This window comes from Agrobacterium sp. BT-220-3, assembly GCF_025910175.1.
In the GTDB taxonomy this organism is placed as follows: domain Bacteria; phylum Pseudomonadota; class Alphaproteobacteria; order Rhizobiales; family Rhizobiaceae; genus Agrobacterium; species Agrobacterium oryzihabitans.
In genome coordinates, this window is sequence record NZ_JAPAIX010000016.1 from 1 (window position 1) to 21,219 (window position 21,219).

Here is a 21,219-nt window from a genome sequence, read left to right on the forward strand (position 1 = left end):
GCCGGGCTGTGGTTCCGGCGCGGTCGTCTCGTCATGGTATCTCCTGTTCACGGCATCTAAGCCGAAGTCAGGCAGAAATTCCACTTATCCCCGCTGTTCAAATTTCCCGAGCCAGCTCTCATCCAAGATAAGCAAATTGATTTGAACCTGCTCAAGGACCTTCGGATCGGTTGCCCGCTCAATCGAGTCGATAATATCCATCGCCGTCGCTACACCGGAGTTATCGTTGTACCCTCCGTCGACCAAACGGAGGTATGCGCGCTTCTGGATATTGTCACCATCGTCTGGAGTGAACGGCAGTTCGGCTTCGACGGAAGCAGGGGGAGTAACGAACGGAAAGCGAGCGCTTATGGCCGCTGCAGTACTAAGAGCTAGGTTCTTCGACGCATTCAAGTCCACGAAATAGTCGATAGTGAAATGACTGTTGGCATAATTCTCAGCCTCTCCTTCACGATCTAGCGCCGCCTGCAATCTCTCAGACTCTGAAAGATGAGGTCTCTGCCACTTGGCGTGAGAAATTGTGAGGGGAGAGATTACAACCCGACTGCCGGTCTCAACATCGGTGGCATTGAGGAAAAGAGCAGGACGGATGGACTTCGGCGTCCAATTCAACATATCCGAAGAAGTGTAAGGGTTCGGTTGATTGGGGAATATCTCTGCCCAAGACAGTTCGAAAGATCTCTCAAGTGATCTTACCCTATCAAAAGTCTGAATAGGATAAGGTATAAATCGTTGGGCAAAGTCATTGAAAAGTGTGGCGGCGAGCAACGGCGACAGAAAATCGGCTGAAAAAAAGGCCTTCGTCTGACGCGCGAGCTCACCAGACTCCTCTTGTGGCGCCTCGCATCCCTTGTGATCATTGGCTGGTGGTGCGGCGCCGAGAAGGCTATGGAAAAGCGAAGACCCGACGCTTCCTCCTGAGACACCGCTAATCGCGAAAATGTGCGATGCGAAGTCCGGGCATCGATCCTGCATCTTCGCTAGATAGAGGGCCGAATAGTACCCAGCGTATGCACCGCCACCTGCTGCAGCCACGATGTAGACCGGATATTTTGAGCTCTCGAACTTAGTTATGTCTGGACGGTGGGCGAGCCAATCAGCGAAGTCGTAGGTAGATGGACGCTGAGCGCTTGAGACGCTCGCGCTCTGTTCGGCACCTACATCAGCCGACCTCACTCGGTGATTGTCGTTGAGGTTGAAGCCCGAAAACACGAAGGCCAGACCCGCCAAGATGGAAATCATAGGGATTCCGGTTTTCGTATTGAATATCACTAGAATATTTAGCGCGAACGCCAATGAAAACCCGAAACAAAACAGCAGACCAACGGGCGCAACCACACTTGGCAAAGATTGAGGTGAAATAGTGAAGGCGACGCAGAACAAGGCAAAGGGTGCGACTGCGACAACTAACATAGTCCACGACGCCATTTCCTGGCGAAGTATCCCGGTCCGCCTAGGGAAATGCCTGAGAAGAAGCCAGCCTAACACACATGTTTGAGCCAAAAATAGTGCGGGTGGCGTTATGCCTGCCTCCAGCATGGACGTGGCGAATTGCGAAAGAGATACGTCCTCGGGTGCAACTGCATAGGCGACGGCGACACTGATCGTCACAGCTGCATAGATAGAAAAATGAACCACACGCCAAAGTCGCTCGCCTTGTGCACTATTGCGCCTGCGGACATGGGCGGCTACCAAGGCGACCACGACCCCAACAAGTAGTGCGACTAGAGTTTTGGAGTAACGAAGTAGAGCATTCATTGCTGAATCAAGTTCGTCAATACTTCCTGGAACGGTGGCAATGACCAAGCTCGCTATCGGAAGCAAGCTAAGCCCCACACAAAACCACCAGGGATCAATCCGCCACGAGATTTTCTGCCTTAGCGTGTTGGAGTTATCCGTGCAGCAGGCCTCGTACGTAGTCGAGGAAACTATTATCGCGTAAAGTGTGCCCGTGACGACTGTAGCCAGGAGGAAAGGGAACTTGATTTTAAGTTCCGTATTCTCGTCGAGGTACGAGAAAAGAAGTTCGCGGGTTTGATCGGGAACGAAAATTGCGCCCATCAGAATCATCGTGACCGCAATGCCTCCGCGCAGACGACTGACACCTGCGAACACGTTAGCGACAGACATATGTCCCTCCCTTTTGACGCGTCTATTCAATCAGAGGGTGTCACCTTGATCCAGCCCACTCTGGCTGTTTTGAAAAGCTTTTTCGTCATCCCAAGATGTCGGATAAAAGCGCGATGGAAATGCCCCGAGCTATCGCTTAGTCGTCGGCATGCAACCACCGATATCAATATTCGCTGGAAGTTCTTGTGTAAAAGCAAGATATCGACATCTCTTGTCAGTTCACGCTTATGAGCATTCGCTAAGTTGCTGATCGCCGAACAACAGCGTCAAAAATTTGCTCAGCAACCCTTAGTCCGTTCACGCCACTCGTAGCGCCGTTTCTTCCTGGAAGCGGTAGCGTTGCGGAATGCATTCGGTCTTCCGATGACTGGATCGATTGAGCTCAAGCGTGACCAAACTGTCATCAGCGAATGCAGGACTCAACTCCAATCGCAAATACTCAAACAACTGGCGATCATGCACTGCGATCATAATCTGCCGGCCATGCTCCTTTGAGAGTGTTCGCAGCAGCGCCGCGAAATGAGCGATATGGATGTCGTCCATTGACTGCACCGGATCGTCCAGAATCAACCATGGCAATTGCGCAGGCACCGACAGGTGGAGGGCAATGAACAAGGTCAGCGCAGCAGTATTGAGGTTTCCGGCACTGAGCATTGCCCCAGGTGTACCGCCTGCGACTTCATCACCCAAATCCCGATGTGGTGTGTACAGCGCCGGCTGCAGGCGACGCGTCCCTGAGGTCGGAATGCGAAACGCCGGTACAAACGTTTCACCCGGCGCCAAGCGGACGAACAGGTCGCGCCATAGTTTGTTCAAGCGGTCGTTGAACTCGCGCCGGATGATGGTCGAACGAACGGTGTCAACTTCACTAAGAATCGTTTGCGCTTGACCACGCAATGCCTTTCCACGTTCGAGCGCCTGCGCCACGCGCTCTACAACGGCCTGATGTCCGGCGATCACACGGTCGATTTCTTCCACACGCGACTTCATTCCACTGATATCCAGAACGATATCACGCACTCTGGTCCGGACTCTCACGCGTTCATCAAGCCGCTGACGCTCCTCCGTCAGCAGTGCTTCGATACGCATTGCAAATGCAATGAGTGCCTCCCCTTCGCTAAGGCTTTCGAACTGCATCGCACCAGCGATATCGGCCAGATTGCCTTGGATCGCTAAACGGCGGCTCTGCCGCTGCTGAAACTGGGCGAATGCACGGCGGGAGGCAACGTCCGCTTCCACCAAGCGTTGCCCCGCTTCGGAAACCTCACGTACTGCATCAAGTAATTGAAGTGCGTCACCCACCTCACTCGCACGGCGCCCCTGAGCAGCCAACACCTGAGGATCGATCTGCCGAGCCACTAGTTGCTCGATTTGCTCCCCCACCCGATCAAGGGCACTCTGCTGCTGATTGCGGGTCTGACCCAACACGATCAAACGCTCTGCAGAACTCGAAAGAGCACGCGTGCGCGCATGCACGTGATCTTGCAACGCGCCCTCATCCAGCTCGCTGTAATCGCGTCCGCATACTGGGCAATGATCGCCCTCGATTAAGCTCGCAATCTCTGCCAACGCCGCGCTCAAGGCACCGGCATTGCCGGAGATCGCCGCCACCTCGCGATCGATGCTTTGCAACTGCGTAATGGCAACCTCGAATCGGTCTCGTGCCTGCGTCAACGCCGCGGCTTCATCTTGATTGCGCTTCACACGGGCCGTCAGCTGCGCTTGTTCTACTGAAAGCAACCGATGCGCTTCAGCATAGAATTCATTGAGGTTTCCACCTAACGCAACGTCCGGCAACAACGCCTCAACCCGCAACCTTACATCCAGCGCTTGCGCACCATGTGCTTCTCGCCAACTGTTCAACGTCGCGCCAGACTCTCTCACGCGTGCGGCCAACACCTCCTCGGTATCGGCGTCATTATCGGCGCCGTCTGCCATATCGCGACGGATCGAGGCGAGCATACGTAGATGGTCAGTGACGCTGGCCAGCCGGGCCTCATCCTCAACAGCTTCGCGCTCAATCTCCTGAACACCATCTTCCGGCGATCTGTCCTTCGGCTGCAGATCCAACCCTTGGAATAAGGACACCAGCTCCAATCGCCGGTTTGTCAACATTTTCACAATGGGAGCTTTATTGTCACGCTGCACCTTTACGAGCGCTTCTAGACGCTCCTTCTCCTTCTCGACATGCGACCAGCGATCAACGGCTCGACGAAGATTGCGGACGTCCACGACAGGCTTCAGCCCCGCCTCCAATGCATCAAGCCGATCCAACCCCAGCAGACTGCTGACGAAGCGCGCCAACGGCGAGTCGAGCTCTGATCCGGACTCCTGATAAATTTGCAACAACTGTCCCAACAAAGACTGGGGAAGGTAGGCGCGCTCGGCGAAGAATTCCGCAAGCTCAGCAGTCAGCGACACCCCTACCTTCACAGCGCTAGGCGTCAGATCGGTCCGATAAGTCGCGAGTTGGTGTTCCATTCCAACTTTGGCCTCAACGTATCCACTTGTGGCGCGCTTATGCAGCAATTGCTTCTGGTAGTGCGGATCGGCGCGACGCAGCGCATCGACTTGGCCGGTCAACGCCAATTGGATCGCCGATAAGAGGCTCGTTTTACCCGCACCGTTTTCACCGTGTATCAGCACCACCTTCGCATCCAACGGTGCATGAACATGCCCGCGGATACTACGGAAATTTTCGATATCAATGCTATGCAGTTGTGCATACATCAGGACGTCTCCTTGACTTCCATGCGCCTACTGATGAAGCGCCCTAGTTCGCGCTCCACGGCACCATCACCCTGGCGCGAACTCTCAAGTAACGCAGTCACGAACTCTTGATCGAGTGACGCCGGCAGTCGTGCCAGCAAGGTGTCTTCGGCTGTCTGCCCGCCCTCCGATCCCTCCTCGCGCGGAGGAATGTCGAGCGGGAGCAGTAGCCGAATGCGATCATCCAGTTGCTGAAACGCCAGCGCATCTTCCGGCACGCCATCCAGATCGACCTTGATCGGTTCGACAATCAGCACGCGGCAAATTTCGGCTAGTCCATCCATGTCACTGCCTGTAGCCGCACCCGCAAGCACGACGGTCAAAACTAGGCGCGAGCCAGAAATATCCAAGGCACGGCTGAGCGCTTCAATCCGTCGGCGCACACGCGGGAACTCGGTATCACCAGCATCGCCGGTGGTCGTGTCGACCAAAATGACCAGATCTAACGCCCTGCCATCTTGTCCCCGGAGCGCGCCGGTGAACTCAAAATTCACCGAAGCCACCTTGAAGGGTGTGGCAACGTCTCGATAACCCGCATCGCGCAGGCGTTGGCCGATAGCCAAGATCAGCGGTGAATGACTCATAGCGCCAACTCCGTGTAAAACTCACGCGCAATGCCCACGGTATCTGCCCCGCGTTCCAGCACCTTCTGCAGACTGATGTGCTGGGTATCCACACGGCCAGTTCGTCCCGGCGCCGCTCTCACGCGCCTCGCGTTGCCGCCACGCTCCATCATCTCGCTCCATGTTGCATCGGCATGGATCACGATCGCGCCGTTGTCGTCCAATGCGCCAGCATTTTGCAAGCTCAACGCCTCGCCAGCCCCCTTCACGACAAAAACGGGCCGAATCGGAGCCCCCTCCCATGTGCCTTGCGCGCGCAGCGCCCCTTGGGACAGCGGCTCATTAGAACGAGTAACAAGTTGCCAACGGCCGTCCGTCTGCCCGTGGTGGAGCATGGCCATCGCGATCGCGAAATCACCTAACCTCGCCGTTACCGCATTGGCGTCAGCCGCAAGTTGCTTCGGGCCGGACGCGCTGACCCGCTCGTACTCACCGGCAATTTTGGGCAGCCCTCCGGTACGGAAAACTGCGAGGACACGCGACCAAGCTGAAAGCGCTTGAACCACAAATGGCGTTCTACTCTCATCACTGGCATCAACCACCGCATGCCCTGCGACAGCATTGCGCAACTCCCGAAGAAAGGCAACGCAATCATCGATCGCCACATCTCGCCCAACGCCGTGCAGACGTTCGCGCATCAACAATACAAGTTTCCGCTCCAACACGCCGAACACCAACGCGATCAGCACCTGCTCTGCCCATGCCCGCAAGTGCGAAGCGGATTCAATCGCCGCCATATGTTCGTTATAATGATCCCCATAGACAATCTTCAGGACATCCCGCTGCCCTTCTTTGATCGTATCCTCGCAAAAGACATGCCCTGGTGCCCCGGGATGGGCCGGCCACGGCCACGGGTTGGCTTTCTTGGCCCTAGAGAACACACCTTGCAGATTGGCATCTTGGATCGAAAGACCCATCACCAATGAATGGTGGTTTGTCGCCAACCCCGTAATTGCTGCAACGACCGCCGCAAATTTGTCCTGAGTGGGCCACTCTGTGATTTGCGTGTGACTACCGGTCAGATAGGGCCTGAAGGTGCCCGCCTCATCAGTGGCATGACGGATACAGCCGTGAAACTTCAGCAACCGCGCATTCCCTGCGCCTCCTCGCAGATGATTCGGATCAACAACGACCTGCAGCAATCCATCCGCACCGCCGCTGAGCTGCGCAACAGCCGCCTCAATAAAACCGTCCCAGTTCCCCGATGCCATTTCCCGCACGGCACCTTCCAGCACGAGAACTGCAATACAAAGATGCTCGGCAGCTGGAGCAGTCGGACGCGAAAATACCGTTCGAATGTCGACGGCCTCCCACAGCATGAAATCCGCGGACTGACCGGGAATACGGATGTCCAAAAATCTGGAATACTTGTTCCAGATTTTGTTGCGTATCGCCGCAGACTGCGGCCATTCCACAAAAGGTTGATCATAGAGGGGACGCAGATCCGCCAGCGTACCCTCGCCCATAAGCAACGCTTCTTCCAACTTTGGACAGAACACCTCTTTCGTCGCCGGAGCCACAGCACGCACGCGCAGCGCCTCGATCCCAACCTCTATCAAGCCTCCAAGACTGGGAGCTTTTCTCGATATGCCTGAGCCAATCCACAAAGCGAACTCGCCATTGGCAACCCCTTCTGCTACCCTTGAGAAGTCGCCATCGAACATCTCGAGCACTTCCCGTACGGTCACTTCACTTGCAGTGGGCACCTTTCCCCCTTGTCATCTATGCGGTGAACTACCGATTACTTACCGTCCAAACTCATCCGTAAACAGTAACAGCACCTCACAGGTAATATAAACACATCAAACAACTTAACTATGTATTTATCGACCGACTGGGTTGGAAGGACTAAAAGCGCACCGAAGCTGCGAGGATCGACTCCACGTTCTTTGGCTGCAGTGGGCGCTTCTGGCCTACCAGGATGCCCTTGTTCCGTGGATATCGATTACGCAGTACGCCGGTGTCCGTGCCAAAGCCTCGCCACTCCTCCCACCGCGTCGCCTCAGTCAGGCCACCGGATTATAGCACGTCTCGTCGCTACTCGGCCCGAAGCGCACAAAAGTAACGAGAAATCAGTTGACGGATGGGGCGCATTTCGGATGCTTGCCTGACCATCGTGCAATCCATTCCGATTTTGAGGTCTTACTTGGAAACTGAACGTTTGATCCTGCGCCCGCCCTGCCGTGCGGACATTCCACAGCTATTTGAATTCCTTGGAGATCCTGTGGCGATGCAGCATACCCATAGAGATAAATCGCTGAGGGAATGTCAGAGAAGGGTAATGATTCATGAATGGCGAAGACGCCGTGATGGGAGTGCGCCATGGGTGGTAATACGTCGCGCAGACGGCCGTATCATAGGATGGGGTGGCTTGTACGAGGACCCATTTGATCCAGGTTGGGATTTCGAGGTTGGGTACTACTTCCGCCCGGAAGTTTGGGGAAATGGTTACGCTTCCGAGCTCATCAGCGCAGCATTGAGCTTTGCAGATAGTGAGCTAAAGCTACCGGAAGTCTGGGCAATGGCCCATCCGGATAACAGCGGCTCGAAGAGGGTTTTAGAGAAGGCTGGTTTTGTATTCGCGCGCCACATCCATGATCGAAACCGCCTTTTGTTTCGCAGGCCGCATCCAGTCGCATGACCACGTCCGCAATTGGCGGAAGCCGTCATAACGGCAGTCACCCCAAACCGCGCCATGTAGCCGCCCTTAATCGTCGTTCTCGCCCCGCGCCACGCTCCTCCGCGGGCTAACCTTCAAAACAAACGCATTGAAGCTTGGTACCAGACCCCTTACACGCTGCTCGCAATTTCCTGATGATTGCGATAGCCCGCCACTCATTTAGGGAGCGCGCATCAGTATGCATGGAAGCTGACAAAGGAACACAGATGTCGATCACTGTACAGAAGACAATCCCCGCTGCGCGTATGCACCAGTTCCATCAGATGGTTGATAGGTGGCTTGAGGAGGGGCCAATCAAGCTCGCGACGAATGCCACAATAACCGCAATGGACAATGCCGGAATCCCGAAAGCTGAACAGTCCGCTATCATCGAGGATCGCGATATCATCATGAAACACAATATGCGTCTCGGTGTAATCAGCGAAGTATTCGCACCAGCCATCGAGAGAACAGTGAATTCGTCTCGGTCGGGAAGTGAAGCACAGGATGAGATTGCTCGGTTAATTGTGACTGCAGTTGGCATCCGTCAGGAAGATGATAGTGAACTGGTCACATTCACCTTTACGACTGAAGATGAGGCAGACGCATTCGACAAAGCCATCTAATGCATCGCGAGCGGTTTTGAATTTGATTGATTGACAGGCACCCTGCCGATGATAATTACGTTCGTCTTCTGTGGCCCTAACCGGCCATCTGCCGTTGGAGAAATAGTCGCAAATGTCCTGATTTTTGCTACAGGGGCGGCAAACGTCGTTTGACGGACGTTCCCTTGATGACGGCGGTGCTGGTGACGGCGCGCTCGGAGAGCGCTTCAAGAACATCGTCCATCTGCTCGATCGTATGAACCACGAGGCGGGCAAGGAATGGATCGTCGCCGGTGATCTTGTCGCATTCGACAAATTCCGGGCGCTCCTGAATGAGGCGTTCGATGAGGTGGAGTTTGCCAGGCAGCGGCCGGATTCGCACCATCGCCCTGATCTGGTAGCCAATGGCGAGCGTGTCCACATCGACGGTAAAGCCCTGGATGACGCCGGTGGCCTCAAGCCGGCGAACACGCTCCGACACGCTCGGCGATGACATTCCGACAAGGCGGGCGAGCTCGCTCATCGACAAGCGAGCATCGGAATCGAGGGCGGCAAGAATCTGCGCGTCCGTCGCGTCCAGAGTTGACTTCCTAAATTAAAGGTTTTGAGCTGGGTTCGCCTTCTACATAACAGGTAATCTACAGAAGCAGCCTTTGCTTTTGCATATAAATCGAGCGGATCGCATTGCATGATGGCTCCAATAGGAGAAAATCATGCTGCTTGGGATCATCGCCGGCCTCACCACTTGCGCCCTATGGGGGCTGACCTTCATCGCGCCCCGCGCCGTCGGGCCGTTCACGGCATGGGACTTGACGATTGCCCGCTATGGCATCTTCGGCCTGGCCTGCCTGTTGCTGATGGCTGACCGACGGTTTCGCCCCATCGGCATTACTCGCTCACGGATTCTGATCGGGTTGCTCCTTGGCGGGGCCGGATATGTCGGGTACTTCATCAGCGTTGCTTTCGGCGTCCAGCTCGCCGGTGCTGACGTACCCCCTTCATCATCGGCACCATGCCGGTGTTCCTGGCCATCATTGCCAATATCCGGGACCGTTCCGCACCCTGGAAAGCTCTCGCTCTGCCCTTGGCGCTGATCGCGATCGGAGTAGCTATCGTAAACGCCGCGACGGTCAGCGCCACCGACGTCGCGGATACAAATGCAATTTTGCACGGAGTTCTCGCCAGCTTGGCGGCACTGGCGATCTGGATCGTCTATGGTCTGGCGAACGCGGCTGTCATGCGAGCGGCAGACGCGCCGGACGGACTGCAATGGACAGGGTCGCAAGGAATTGGCGCGGCGATCGGAAGCCTTCTCCTGTTACCATTAGCTTCGTTTGATCTCGCGGACACGGCATCCGCTTCGGAGACCACTCGCTTTATCGTATGGGCGCTGGTGACGGGGCTGGCCGCGTCCTGGTTTGCAACCTGGTGCTGGGTAGTTGCCTCCTGTCGCTTGCCGCTGGCGCTCGCGACTCAGCTCATCGTAGCTGAAACGATCTTCAGTCTCGCCTACGGCTTCATGTTTGAGGGCCGTTTCCCAACCCCTGCCGAAGCAATTGGGGTAGCTATGCAGTTTGTCGGCGTCTGTTCCGCCATTGTTGTTTTCAGCAAGCCGCGTACGCCGTCCAGTTTGTCACGAAACTCCCAATTGAAGCGACACTTGTTTTTCTGACTTTTGCGACGCTGCAGAATAGGGAGTTTTGCGGTAGCCGCAATGTCTGGTGTTGGCGCTCTACGGAAGTGATAACCGGACCGACTGCTTATATGCGTCCGCCCAAGTTGTCTCAACGGCCGAAATGAAGGCGCGTTGCCGACGTTCAACCGCCGCGCGCCGAAGGACAGCTTCGAGCCCAATCTGGACATCGACGAGCAACTATGCGCACCGTGGATCATGTCCCTGACGCAAGACCTCGAGAAAATTCTGGTGACTGTTCTGCCAACCGATCCCAGCTTTCGGCGGATCGAACAGGCGTTGATAGACAGCTGCATTCGTGACACTCGACAATACGCTTTGGAGGGTTCCAAAGAGGCCTTTCTGTTTTCCGCGATGCGCCTGCTCGCGCTTCCCGACAACGGACACACACGGCTGATCCCGAATGATTCCATCTCGGTCCTCCCTTTGAGGTTTGTGAGCGTCGGTAAGGCGGTCCAGTTAACTGACACGGCACTGGAAACAACTGCTCCAAGAGGAGAGCTGATAGCAGTCAACGGCACACCTTTGGGCCAAATTGAAGCCGCCGCAGAGAAATTTTTGGCCGGAACGCGCCAGAGGAAACGCGTCATCGGACCGATTCTTCTCGCATGGCCGTATGCGTTAGCTCAGCTCGGTTTTTCTTCAAAAGAGAATACGACTGAATATCGCGTGAAAGACGAGAATGGGCAGATAACCGATTTGAAAGTGGAGAACGGGCATACGGTTCCTGCATCGATGCTCTACCCGAGAAACGAGCATGGGAAGGCTGATCCCGCCTGGGGACCCGAGAGATTTGTGGAGATTAAGGACTGGCAGGGGCTTGGGCTTTCAATATTACTGCCAAGTTTCTTCGATCCAAGCGAAAGTGCGCTGCCGAAAGCCGTCTCTAGTGCAGCGAAGCATGTAAGCACCTTCTCGAACAAAAGACTCTTGATTGACGTTCGCGGAAACACCGGTGGCGACTTCCTTCAAACGATGCCCTTGATCGACGCCATCTCTGAAAACGCAAGCAGGCAGGTTGTTGTGCTTGTCGATAAATTCACGTTTTCCGCAGCGATAGTGTTTGTAGCCATCCTCAAACATCGTCTGGGACGTCGGCTCAAAATCATCGGGGAAGAAATGGGCGACGGATTGATGTTTTTTGCCGAGGGAGGGTTGCTCGATTTGCCGATCAGCGGAGCGGTCGTTCGATACTCGTCAGCCTTTCACGACTGGGAGAACGGAACCAGCAACGAAACCACACCGGCTGAGATCGCGCGGCAAGTGGTACCGGCAGGAAAGCTGAACGTGGATTGGGAATGGGTCGTAAGGTCTACTGCCGAGAATGCACAAGGCGCGTTCTATCAACAAGTTCTAAAGAGTCTGGACCATTAGACGAACGGCGGCTCGGTCCGCACTGCTGGCGGCCGACCCTCGGAAAATGGATCAAGACGCTGCGCAAGGAACTGACCCGGTTGCGCGAGCTTCTGCGCAATGGGCGCTGTCTGGTCTGACCGCAGGCCCGTCTACCAGACCATGTCGCAGGCCTTGACGGCCTCGACCCGCGTGACGATGCTGTCTCGATGAAAGACCATCGCATCGAAAAGGTTCTAGACGACGCAGGTGTGTGAACGATGATGACTTACACTATCCAAATGCTGGGTCACAATCCGGACCTGCTACAAAGCGTTGCGGATTTGATGCAGGAAATGCAGGCGTATTATCAAGTGCCCTGCCCACCCTACGATGAAGTTCTGCAGGGGTTGGCGGAACGACCGGAAGCTGCCGAAATCATCGTCGCGACCGATCAGCGTCTCGTGGTCGGGTTTGCTGCATTCAGCGCCATCTACCCTGGCCCATACCTGCAAACAGGCCTTTTCCTCAAAGAGCTTTATGTTCTCAGCGCCTATCGTGGCCGCGGCATCGGGCAGGAACTCGTTGCACACCTTGCGCAGCTGGCACTGGAGCGCAAACTGTCAAGAATAGACTGGACCGCAGATGCAAATGATGAGCGCCTGCTGCGTTTCTATGACAGCATTGGCGGACAGCAAAAACCTGACAAGATTTTCTATCGGCTGGATGGTGATGCCCTGAAGCGCATCGCCTCCTGACGTCGGGATGAACTCGATCTAATCTTTCGTTGAACGGGCCTCTTCGTGCAGCCATTGTTCAAAAAGACGCATCGACTGGCTTGTGGGAATGTTGCCCGGCTTGGTGAACCAGTATCCATGGTCACTCCGGAAGCCCAACCCTCCGGGATTGACAAGGCGGCCGGCAACAAGTTCATCGGCAATCAGGCCATGCGGGATAAGCGCCATGCCCTGCCCTGCCAGAGCCGCGCGGATAACCATTGTATAATAGCCGAAACGCATCGTGTGGCGAACCTCCAGCCCGTGCAATCCATTCGCCTGCACGAAGAATGGCCAATGGAACGGGGTCTGTGGATGCTCCAGCATGACACCCCGCGCTGCGGCTTCGATGGTCCCGGGATTGCCAAGCTTTTCCCAGTAGGATGCGGCGCTGACCAGGCGAATGTCATTGCCGAAAAGATATGTGCCGTCCTCATCTGGAGCTGGACTCACCAGGAAGCGCACGCTTCCATCTGGAATCTCGGTCTGTGTTTTTGACACGAAGGTCGTAAACTGCACTTCGATTTCAGGATGGCCCTCAGTAAATTGAACAAAGCGCGGTAAAAGCCAGCGGTCACCGAAGATCGGCGGCACCTGAAGACGAAGAACACGCGGCCCTGGTTTGAGGCGAGCGACCTTTAGAGCCGCATCTTCCATTGCCTTGATCGCGGTACGGGCATGCTCGATGTAGATGGCGCCCAACTCGGTTGGAACCATGCCGTTCGGCGTGCGCTGGAAAGCCGGACCACCGATGAGTTCTTCCAATCCGATCAATTGCTTGCTGACTGCACTTTGCGAAAGCGCGAGCGGCTCTGCGGCAGCACTTGTCGAGCCGCGTTCGGCCACGGCCAGCAGAACCTGTAGTGCCGTCATGGAGGGAAATTGCTTGCGGCCAGACATACGCGCACCTCGCCCTTTCAGTCGATTTCAGACTAATCCTCTGCGCTAAATCTAACTAGTCGTTTTTGTCATAGGCAAGCGAATTAACTTCGCTTGCCTTAATTCCCGGCAAATAGGAGCATTGCCTCAATATTAAACAAAAAGGGAACTATCATGTCGGAGCCGACCCAGCTCTGGGGTGGACGCTTTAAGTCCGGCCCCTCGGAAGCACTTGCCAATCTTTCTCGCTCGCACCCCTCTTACTTCCGGCTTTACCGCGAGGATCTTGCCGGTTCGCGTGCCCATGCATCCGAATTGAAGCGTGCAGGCGTACTGGATGAGGCAGAATTCGCCACGATCCGTGAAACGCTCGACCATATCGAGACCGATGTTGCGACAGGAAACGAAAAACCTATCGCTGCCGATGAAGACATTCACACCTTCCTCGAACGCTTGCTGATGCAGCGTCTCGGCGTGCTGGGGGGCAAGCTGCGCGCCGGGCGCTCGCGCAACGACCAGACCTCCAACAATACCCGCCTGTATCTTCGCCGCATGGCGCGGGAGCTGTCCCGCGGCATTGTCGAAATCGAACTGGCGCTGGTCTCGCAGGCCGCACGGCACACGGAAACGGTGATGCCCGGTTTTACGCATCTGCAGCCTGCCCAACCCGTCGTGCTCGGCCATCATCTCATGGCGCATGCACAGAGCCTGCTTCGCGACCTGGAGCGCTTCGAGGATTTCGACCGGCGTTTCGACCGTTCGCCGCTGGGTGCCGCCGCACTGGCTGGTTCGGGCATCGCCTGCCGCCCCGATCTGTCGGCGGTCGAGCTTGGTTATACAGCAGCCTGCGAGAATTCCATCGACGCGGTTTCGGCACGCGATCATGTGGCCGAATTCCTGTTCATCTGCTCGCTGGTGGCCATCAGCCTGTCACGCCTTGCGGAGGAAATCTGCATCTGGAGTTCCAAGCAGTTCAGCTGGGTCAGGCTGCATGATTCCTACTCAACCGGCTCCTCCATCATGCCGCAGAAAAAGAACCCGGATATCGCTGAACTGACCCGCGGCATGAGCGGCACTCTCATCGGCAACATCGCCGGTTTCCTGGCAACAATGAAGGCAATGCCGCTTGCCTACAACCGTGACCTCGCAGAAGACAAGCGCGCACTCTTTGAAAGCATCGACATTCTCGAACTCATCCTGCCAGCTTTCGCAGGCATGGTAGAAACGCTGGAATTCGATGTGGTCAAGCTGCGCGACGAAGCGCCAAAGGGATTTACGCTGGCAACAGAGGTTGCGGACTGGCTTGTCTCGCAAAATGTTCCGTTCGCGCAGGCGCATGACATCACCGGCGCTGTGGTCCGCTATTGCGAAGAGCAAGGCCACGACCTTGGCAGTCTGAGCGAGGAAGACCTGCCCAGAATCGACGCGCGCCTCGCACCCGCTGTCCTCAAGGCGATCACATTGGAAGGCGCGCTTGCCAGCCGCACCGGCTTTGGGTCGACAGCGCCGGTCAAGGTCCGCGAGCAGATCGAACGCTTCACCGTTGCGCTGGAAGCAAGGAAGACATTCGCTGTCAGCACGCTGAATCTTTCCGGCCACGACGCGGCCTCAAGACGCGAACGAGGTGCACGATGAGCATGTCCGACACCCATCCCGCACCCCACGACCAGAAATACGAGATCGCCCACCTGACGCTCGTTCCCAAACGCCATACTGGGCGCATGGTCGCGGCAGCACTCGTTCTTCTGGCTCTCGCAGCGCTTGTCCGTGCCTTCAGTGTCGGCCAGATCGAGTGGAGCTATGTCCGCGATTTTATCTTTGCACCGGCGATCCTGCAGGGGCTGCAGAGCACGCTGGTCATGACCGTGGCCGCCATGACGCTCGGCATCGTGCTTGGTGTGATTATCGCCCTGATGCGCGTATCGGGGAATCCGGTCCTCTCCTCCATCGCAGTTGGCTATGTATGGATCTTCCGGGGCGCGCCGGCGCTGCTGCAACTGATGATCTGGTTCAACCTGGCGCTGATTTTCCCCACGATGGGAATTCCCGGCCTGTTCGAGGTCCGCACGGTCGATATCATGACGCCGTTCGTCGCGGCCATGCTGGGCCTTGGTATTTCCCAAGGCGCCTACACGTCCGAAGTTGTGCGTAGCGGTCTTCTGTCTGTGGATAGCGGACAGTATGAAGCAGCCCGCTCCATCGGCATGACGCAAATGATGATGTTGCGCCGCATCGTGCTTCCGCAGGCCATGCGCGTCATGGTTCCGCCGATCGGAAACGAGGTGATCGGCATGGTCAAGCTCACCTCGCTTGCAAGCGTCATCCAGTATTCGGAAATCCTGCACAATGCGCAGATCATCTATTTCGCGAATACGCGCGTGCTGGAATTGTTGCTGGTTGCCAGCTTCTGGTATCTCGCGGTCGTCTCCGTCCTGTCCGTCGTCCAGCATTATATCGAGCAGTATTTCGGCCGCGGCAGCAAAGCCGTCAGCGCATCGATGTGAGGGGGATGAGATGAGCAAGGAAATCGTTGTAAAGGCCGTTGACGTCACCAAGCTTTATGGGACTTTCACGGCGCTCGACAAGGTCAGTCTGGAAATCGCCAAGGGAGAGGTCTGCTGCATCATCGGCCCTTCCGGGTCGGGAAAGAGCACCTTTCTGCGTTGCATCAACCAGCTCGAAAAAATGAACGCCGGAGCAATCTGGGTCAATGATGAGCTGGTCGGCTATCGCCGCGAAGGCGACAACCTGCACGAAATCAGCGATGTGGAAATGTCGCGGCAGCGCCGCCGCGTCGGCATGGTATTCCAGCGCTTCAACCTGTTTCCGCACAAGACTGCGTTGGAAAACGTCATGGAAGGCCCGGTCCAGGTTCTGCGCGAGCCGGTAGCCGATGTCCGCAAGCGCGCACAAGATTTGCTTGTCCGCGTGGGGTTGGGCGACAAGGCCGGACATTATCCCTCGCAATTATCCGGCGGTCAGCAGCAACGCGTGGCAATTGCCCGCGCGATGTGCATGCGCCCCGAGCTGATCCTGTTCGACGAACCGACGTCCGCGCTCGACCCGGAACTCGTCTCCGAAGTCCTGGATGTGATGAAGGATCTCGCCGCAAGCGGCATGACCATGATCGTGGTGACGCACGAACTTGGCTTTGCCCGCAACGTTGCAAACACCGTCGCCTTCATGGAGGCGGGCAAGGTGGTCGAGGTCGGCCCTGCTTCTGAAGTTCTCAGTACGCCGAAAAGCCCTCGTACCATGGAGTTTATCAGGGCAGTTCACAGCTGAAATCGATCGGGCCGGTCATTCCGGCGCGGCCCGCGCTACACAACTACACCAAACCAGTCAGCTTATAAAAAGGGGAATTCACATGAAAACAGCTCTTATCACCGTCGCCGTACTTGTCGCCTCTACGGTGGTGCATGCCGAAGGCCTGCCGGACCGCATCAAGTCAGCGGGCAAGGTCGTCGTCGCAAACCAACCCAATTATCCGCCGATGGAATACAAGGACCCGGCGACCAACACGCTGGTGGGGGTCGATATCGATCTTGGCGTGGCGCTTGCCAAGCAACTTGGCACCACGGTCGAATGGGCGGATATCGGTTTCGAACAGATGATCTCGTCGCTCCAGACGGGTCGCGTCGATCTCATTCATAGCGGCATGAGCGATCTTCCGAAGCGCCGCGATACACTCGACTTCGTCGATTACATGAAATCCGGTGCGCAGTTCTACACCTCAGCGGCGCGCAAGGAGGAGTTCAAGACCCCGGCCGACTTCTGCGGCAAGACGGTGGGCATGAGCCGCCGGACGTCCTTCCCGGATGAAACTGCAAAATGGAGCGTGGCAAATTGCGAGGCCAAGGGGCTTGCCGCCATCAAGGTGGTTGGCACGGAGGGCTCGGCGGATGCGCGCGCCCAGCTGAAGCAGGGCCGCCTGGATGGTGCGGTTCAGGGCTCGGAAACCCTGCCCTACCTGCTGACACTGGAAAAGGATACCTATGCCATCGTCGGCGAGCCCATCACCACCGTTTACCAAGGTATCGCTTTCTCCAAGAAGGACACTGCATTGCGCGATGCCTATGCAGGCGCCCTTAAGGCTCTCATGGACTCAGGCGAGTACAAGGCGATCTTCGCAAAGCACGGACTGGAAGGCACGTTGCTGGACGGCATCTACATCAACGGTGAAGCTGCCAAATAAACAGCAGAACGTCGGTTACAAATTCACCCGGTCGCGTTCGTTTCGCGACCGGAAGCTCTCCCGCGTTGATCTTGCGGACCTTCCCTTGTTCCAGAGTTTACCCATGACCCGTCCTGTCGCCAACACGCCAATTGACAAGCTCGCGCAATTCGTCTCAGCGCTTGACCACGATGCCATCCCCGCCAGTGTGGTTGCAAAGGTGAAGGTTCACATCGCCGACACTCTGGCGGCCGCCATCGCCGGTGCCCGTTCTGGCGAATTTGCAATCACGCACCAGGCGATGCACCCGAAGGGCGCGACGCGACTTTGGGGGACAGGCCTATCCGGCTCGCCGCGAGATGCAGCGCTGATAAATGGTGTCGCGGCCCATGCCTTCGAACTGGATGATGCGGGCGGCTGCGATCATTCGGGCGCGGTGATCATGCCCGCCGTCTTTTCGGCACTGCATGAAGTGGCGCGGCCCGTGGACGGCAAGCGGATGATCGCCGCCGTTGTCGCCGGCTATGATGCGGGACGCCGCATCCTTGAAGCGACCGGCGGCTATGATGCCCATAATGGACTTGGCTGGCATTCCACCGGTACCTGTGGCACCTTTGCTGCTGCCGCCGCCGTCTCAAACCTGCTCGGATTCGATGCGTCGGCCACCCGAGACGCTATGACCTTGGCGACAAGTTTCTCCTCTGGCCTTTGGGCCTTTATTCATGACGGTTCGCAGGCAAAGAAGCTGCATGCCGGTCGGGCTGCGGAAGGCGGCCTGGTCGCAGCCTTGCTCGCCGCCAAAGGCTTTGCCGGACCCTCACGGGTATTTGATGAGGTATGGGGTGGCTTCTTCACCTCGTTCAACAGGTCTGCCTGCGAGCCTGGCCTCTTGTCGGAGGGGCTCGGCGATGTCTGGAAGGTCAACCGGGCGGTGCTAAAACCCTACGCGTCCTGCCGAGGCGCGCATTCCGCCGTCGATGCGCTCGACGACCTGCTCGCCGAAACCGATCGCGCGCCCGAAGTGATCGCCCGGATCGGCCTTCGCATGAGCGGCATGCTGGCGAATATGTGCGGCGCAAAGGTCGCGGGTGCCATGGCGCCGACCCAGATGAGCCTGCCTTACGCGCTTGCCGCCCGATGCGCCTTCGGCACCGCGGGCCTTCAGGCCTATACCGAGGAGCGACGTAAGCATCTGGAGGTGCAGGCGATGATGGACCGGATCGACATTTCCGTTGATCCATCGATGGATGCCATGGCTGAGCCTGTGGTGACACTGACCTTCCGTGATGGCCTTGTTGTCGAGCGGATGGTACCGCGCGCCACCGGCTCTGCCGAGCGACCGATGCCCGCTTCCGCCGTTGCAGCAAAATTCCGAGAACTGACTGCCATGAGCCTGCCCGAAGACCGGGTGGAGACGCTCTGGCAGATGCTCGGCAAACTTGAGCAGATAAAGGATTGTACGGAGATCGAGGCACAGATGTCCGGGCATGCCGAAACACGTCCCACCTTCCGCTGAAAGGCAGGTCCATGACCTTCGATATGACACCACGTCCCCTCAACCCGGCAGCGAAGGCACCGGACATGACCTGGCCGAACGGCGCAAGGAGCGCGCTGTTCATCGGCTTTGACGTCGATGCTGAGACCGCCTGGATCGGCAATAACCCATCCAATGTCGATCGCATGGTCACTACCTCGCATGGTGGTTATGATGCCCGCGTCGGCATAGCCCGGATCCTTGGCCTGATGGACGAGCTTGGTCTGAAGGCCACTTTCTTCACACCCGGCTGGACAGCGCTTGCGCATCGGGCCGAATGCGAAGCCATGGTGGCAGCCGGCCACGAGATCGGTCATCACGGATATCTGCACACGCTGCCCGATCGCACCAGGCTTGATGACGCCATGGAGGAAATCGACCGCGGCTTCGAGGCACTGCAGTCGGCGCTCGGGGTTCGTCCGGTCGGCTACCGCGCCCCATCTGGCGAAAATTTTCCCGAGCTCCTCGCCTACCTGAAAAAGTCAGGCATCCGCTATTCCAGTTCCTTCCGGGACGACATTTTGCCCTACCGGCACGCGGCAAGCGGTGGCGTTCCAGGCCCGGTCGAAATCCCTGTCAACTATGCTTTCGACGACTGGAATTTCGGCATGACCAGTCGAACCAGTCCGCGCGCGATCTTCGGGCGCGACACGATCCTGCCGCTCTGGATTGACGAGTTCGAGGCAACCCATGCCTGGGGCGGGGTGACCACGCTTGTGCTTCATCCGCAAGTATCGGGCCGGCCGATGCGCTGGCACCTGCTGCGGGACTTTCTGAAGCATGTGCTTGCCAAAGGCGATGTGTGGATCGCGACCGGCCGCGAAATCACCCACCATTTCGAGGCCCAGGAAGCGGCCCGTCTGTAAATTCCACCGATCAAAAAAGGATATATGCCCATGGCTTTCGATGAAGATGCACTCATGCGCCTGCGCGCGCGTTATGGCGAAGGCCACGGCGGAACCATTCACGATCCCGAGTTCCGCGCCGTAGCCGACCGTATTTTTTCGGCAAGCGGTACACGCGCCGCGCCCTATAGCGGCATACCGACGTTGCTCGATGCCGCCTATCGGGCGATCGATCCCGTTCAGCCCGATGTTGATGATCTCGACGTCGCCCTGATCGGGGTACCGATGGACCTTGGCGTCACCAATCGGCCGGGTTCGCGCTTCGGGCCACGCGCCTTGCGATCGATCGAACGGGTCGGGCCTTACAATCATGTCCTCAAAACCGCGCCGCTGTTCGAGATGAAGGTGGCTGATATCGGTGACGTGCCGTTTCGCAGCCGCTACCGGCTCGAGATGAGCCATGAGGATATCGAGGCGTATTTCAGAAGGATCGTACAGGCAGGCGTCATCCCGCTGTCGGTTGGCGGCGACCATTCGATCACTCATCCGATCCTGAAGGCCGTCGGCCGGGACCGTCCCGTTGGCATGATCCACATCGATGCGCATTGCGACACCGGCGGTGCCTATGATCTTACCAAATTCCACCACGGCGGCCCATTCCGCAACGCGGTTCTTGACGGCGTTCTCGATCCCACCCGCGTGGTGCAGATCGGCATTCGCGGTGCGGCGGAGTATCTCTGGGAGTTTTCCTACGAGAGCGGCATGACCGTGATCCATGCTGAAGATCTCGGCAGGATGGGCATTGACGCCATCATTGAGAAGGCACGCGCAGTGGTTGGCGATGGCCCGACTTATCTGTCTTTCGATATCGATAGTCTCGATCCGGCCTTCGCGCCGGGCACCGGAACGCCAGAAATCGGCGGCCTCACCAGCCGGCAGGCGCTCGACATTCTTCACGGACTGAAGGGGGTGAACTTCGTGGGTGGCGATGTGGTCGAGGTCGCCCCACAATACGACACAACAACCAGTACCGCCCATATCGGCGCCCAAATGCTCTTTGAGATCCTCAGTTTGGTCCGCTTCAGCCCGGCGATTGCCTCAGGCACATAAAACTGCACCTCGGCGGGCTACCAACGAACGGCGGAAAAAGCTTAAACGCCTTGATGGGATGCGAACTTTCGACCCGCTGGGGCGGAGATG

General features: G+C 57.3%; 19 protein-coding genes. 13 read left to right on the forward strand and 6 right to left on the reverse strand.

The window, feature by feature from the left end; genetic code table 11:
* Positions 1-84: 84 nt before the first annotated feature.
* From OK142_RS23310 to OK142_RS23325, 4 genes are all read right to left on the reverse strand, one after another.
* Complete coding sequence (locus OK142_RS23310; RefSeq protein ID WP_498685518.1) at positions 85-2,130, reverse strand: patatin-like phospholipase family protein; 2,046 nt, start codon at positions 2,128-2,130, stop codon at positions 85-87.
* A gap of 297 nt (positions 2,131-2,427) precedes the next feature.
* Positions 2,428-4,860 carry an AAA family ATPase gene (locus OK142_RS23315; RefSeq protein ID WP_498685520.1) on the reverse strand — a complete coding sequence of 811 codons (2,433 nt, stop codon included), beginning with the start codon at positions 4,858-4,860 and terminating at the stop codon, positions 2,428-2,430.
* On the reverse strand, positions 4,860-5,483 hold the full coding sequence (locus OK142_RS23320; RefSeq protein ID WP_498685522.1) for a hypothetical protein: 624 nt from the start codon (positions 5,481-5,483) through the stop codon (positions 4,860-4,862). The genes OK142_RS23315 and OK142_RS23320 overlap by 1 nt, the downstream gene beginning before the upstream one ends.
* On the reverse strand, positions 5,480-7,186 hold the full coding sequence (locus OK142_RS23325) for a hypothetical protein (protein ID WP_498685524.1): 1,707 nt from the start codon (positions 7,184-7,186) through the stop codon (positions 5,480-5,482). Before OK142_RS23325 ends, OK142_RS23320 begins: the two co-directional genes overlap by 4 nt.
* A gap of 419 nt (positions 7,187-7,605) precedes the next feature.
* Here OK142_RS23325 and OK142_RS23330 point away from each other — a divergent pair, with 419 nt between their 5' ends.
* Positions 7,606-8,163, forward strand: coding sequence for a GNAT family N-acetyltransferase (locus tag OK142_RS23330; protein ID WP_498685526.1), 558 nt, complete (start codon positions 7,606-7,608; stop codon positions 8,161-8,163).
* 245 nt (positions 8,164-8,408) lie between these two features.
* A complete protein-coding gene (locus OK142_RS23335) occupies positions 8,409-8,807 on the forward strand; it encodes a hypothetical protein (RefSeq protein WP_498685527.1) in 399 nt (132 codons plus the stop codon).
* Positions 8,808-8,934: 127 nt separating this feature from the next.
* Here the strand turns inward: OK142_RS23335 and OK142_RS23340 are convergent, their stop codons facing one another.
* Positions 8,935-9,366 carry an Lrp/AsnC family transcriptional regulator gene (locus tag OK142_RS23340; protein WP_498685599.1) on the reverse strand — a complete coding sequence of 144 codons (432 nt, stop codon included), beginning with the start codon at positions 9,364-9,366 and terminating at the stop codon, positions 8,935-8,937.
* Positions 9,367-9,499: 133 nt separating this feature from the next.
* Here OK142_RS23340 and OK142_RS23345 point away from each other — a divergent pair, with 133 nt between their 5' ends.
* The 4 genes from OK142_RS23345 to OK142_RS23360 all read left to right on the forward strand — a co-directional run bounded on the left by OK142_RS23345 (position 9,500) and on the right by OK142_RS23360 (position 12,569).
* Positions 9,500-9,880 carry a hypothetical protein gene (locus OK142_RS23345; protein ID WP_498685529.1) on the forward strand — a complete coding sequence of 127 codons (381 nt, stop codon included), beginning with the start codon at positions 9,500-9,502 and terminating at the stop codon, positions 9,878-9,880.
* Complete coding sequence (locus OK142_RS23350; RefSeq protein ID WP_498685531.1) at positions 9,871-10,458, forward strand: DMT family transporter; 588 nt, start codon at positions 9,871-9,873, stop codon at positions 10,456-10,458. Before OK142_RS23345 ends, OK142_RS23350 begins: the two co-directional genes overlap by 10 nt.
* A 135-nt stretch (positions 10,459-10,593) precedes the next feature.
* Positions 10,594-11,853, forward strand: coding sequence for a S41 family peptidase (locus OK142_RS23355; RefSeq protein WP_498685533.1), 1,260 nt, complete (start codon positions 10,594-10,596; stop codon positions 11,851-11,853).
* A gap of 239 nt (positions 11,854-12,092) precedes the next feature.
* Positions 12,093-12,569 (forward strand): GNAT family N-acetyltransferase, encoded by a 477-nt coding sequence (locus OK142_RS23360; protein ID WP_498685534.1) that lies wholly within the window; start codon positions 12,093-12,095, stop codon positions 12,567-12,569.
* Between the two features lie 18 nt (positions 12,570-12,587).
* On the opposite strand, the gene OK142_RS23365 is transcribed toward OK142_RS23360, so the two are convergent.
* Positions 12,588-13,487, reverse strand: coding sequence for a LysR family transcriptional regulator (locus OK142_RS23365; RefSeq protein ID WP_498685536.1), 900 nt, complete (start codon positions 13,485-13,487; stop codon positions 12,588-12,590).
* A 153-nt stretch (positions 13,488-13,640) separates the two neighbouring features.
* Between OK142_RS23365 and argH the strand changes: the two genes are divergently transcribed.
* The 7 genes from argH (at position 13,641) to speB (ending at position 21,129) form a co-directional block, all read left to right on the forward strand.
* Positions 13,641-15,101, forward strand: a complete 1,461-nt coding sequence (gene argH / locus OK142_RS23370; RefSeq protein WP_498685538.1) for an argininosuccinate lyase — start codon at positions 13,641-13,643, stop codon at positions 15,099-15,101.
* The gene (locus OK142_RS23375; RefSeq protein WP_498685540.1) at positions 15,098-15,970 is read left to right on the forward strand and encodes an amino acid ABC transporter permease; all 873 of its coding nucleotides are present in this window, start codon (positions 15,098-15,100) and stop codon (positions 15,968-15,970) included. Before argH ends, OK142_RS23375 begins: the two co-directional genes overlap by 4 nt.
* A 10-nt stretch (positions 15,971-15,980) precedes the next feature.
* Entirely contained in the window at positions 15,981-16,751 is a 771-nt protein-coding gene (locus OK142_RS23380; RefSeq protein WP_498685542.1) for an amino acid ABC transporter ATP-binding protein, read from the forward strand.
* A gap of 82 nt (positions 16,752-16,833) precedes the next feature.
* Complete coding sequence (locus OK142_RS23385; protein WP_498685543.1) at positions 16,834-17,661, forward strand: ABC transporter substrate-binding protein; 828 nt, start codon at positions 16,834-16,836, stop codon at positions 17,659-17,661.
* A gap of 103 nt (positions 17,662-17,764) precedes the next feature.
* Positions 17,765-19,156, forward strand: a complete 1,392-nt coding sequence (locus OK142_RS23390) for an MmgE/PrpD family protein (RefSeq protein WP_498685545.1) — start codon at positions 17,765-17,767, stop codon at positions 19,154-19,156.
* An 11-nt stretch (positions 19,157-19,167) separates the two neighbouring features.
* The gene (locus OK142_RS23395) at positions 19,168-20,040 is read left to right on the forward strand and encodes a polysaccharide deacetylase family protein (protein ID WP_498685547.1); all 873 of its coding nucleotides are present in this window, start codon (positions 19,168-19,170) and stop codon (positions 20,038-20,040) included.
* 30 nt (positions 20,041-20,070) lie between these two features.
* Positions 20,071-21,129 carry an agmatinase gene (gene speB / locus OK142_RS23400; protein ID WP_498685550.1) on the forward strand — a complete coding sequence of 353 codons (1,059 nt, stop codon included), beginning with the start codon at positions 20,071-20,073 and terminating at the stop codon, positions 21,127-21,129.
* Positions 21,130-21,219: the final 90 nt, after the last annotated feature.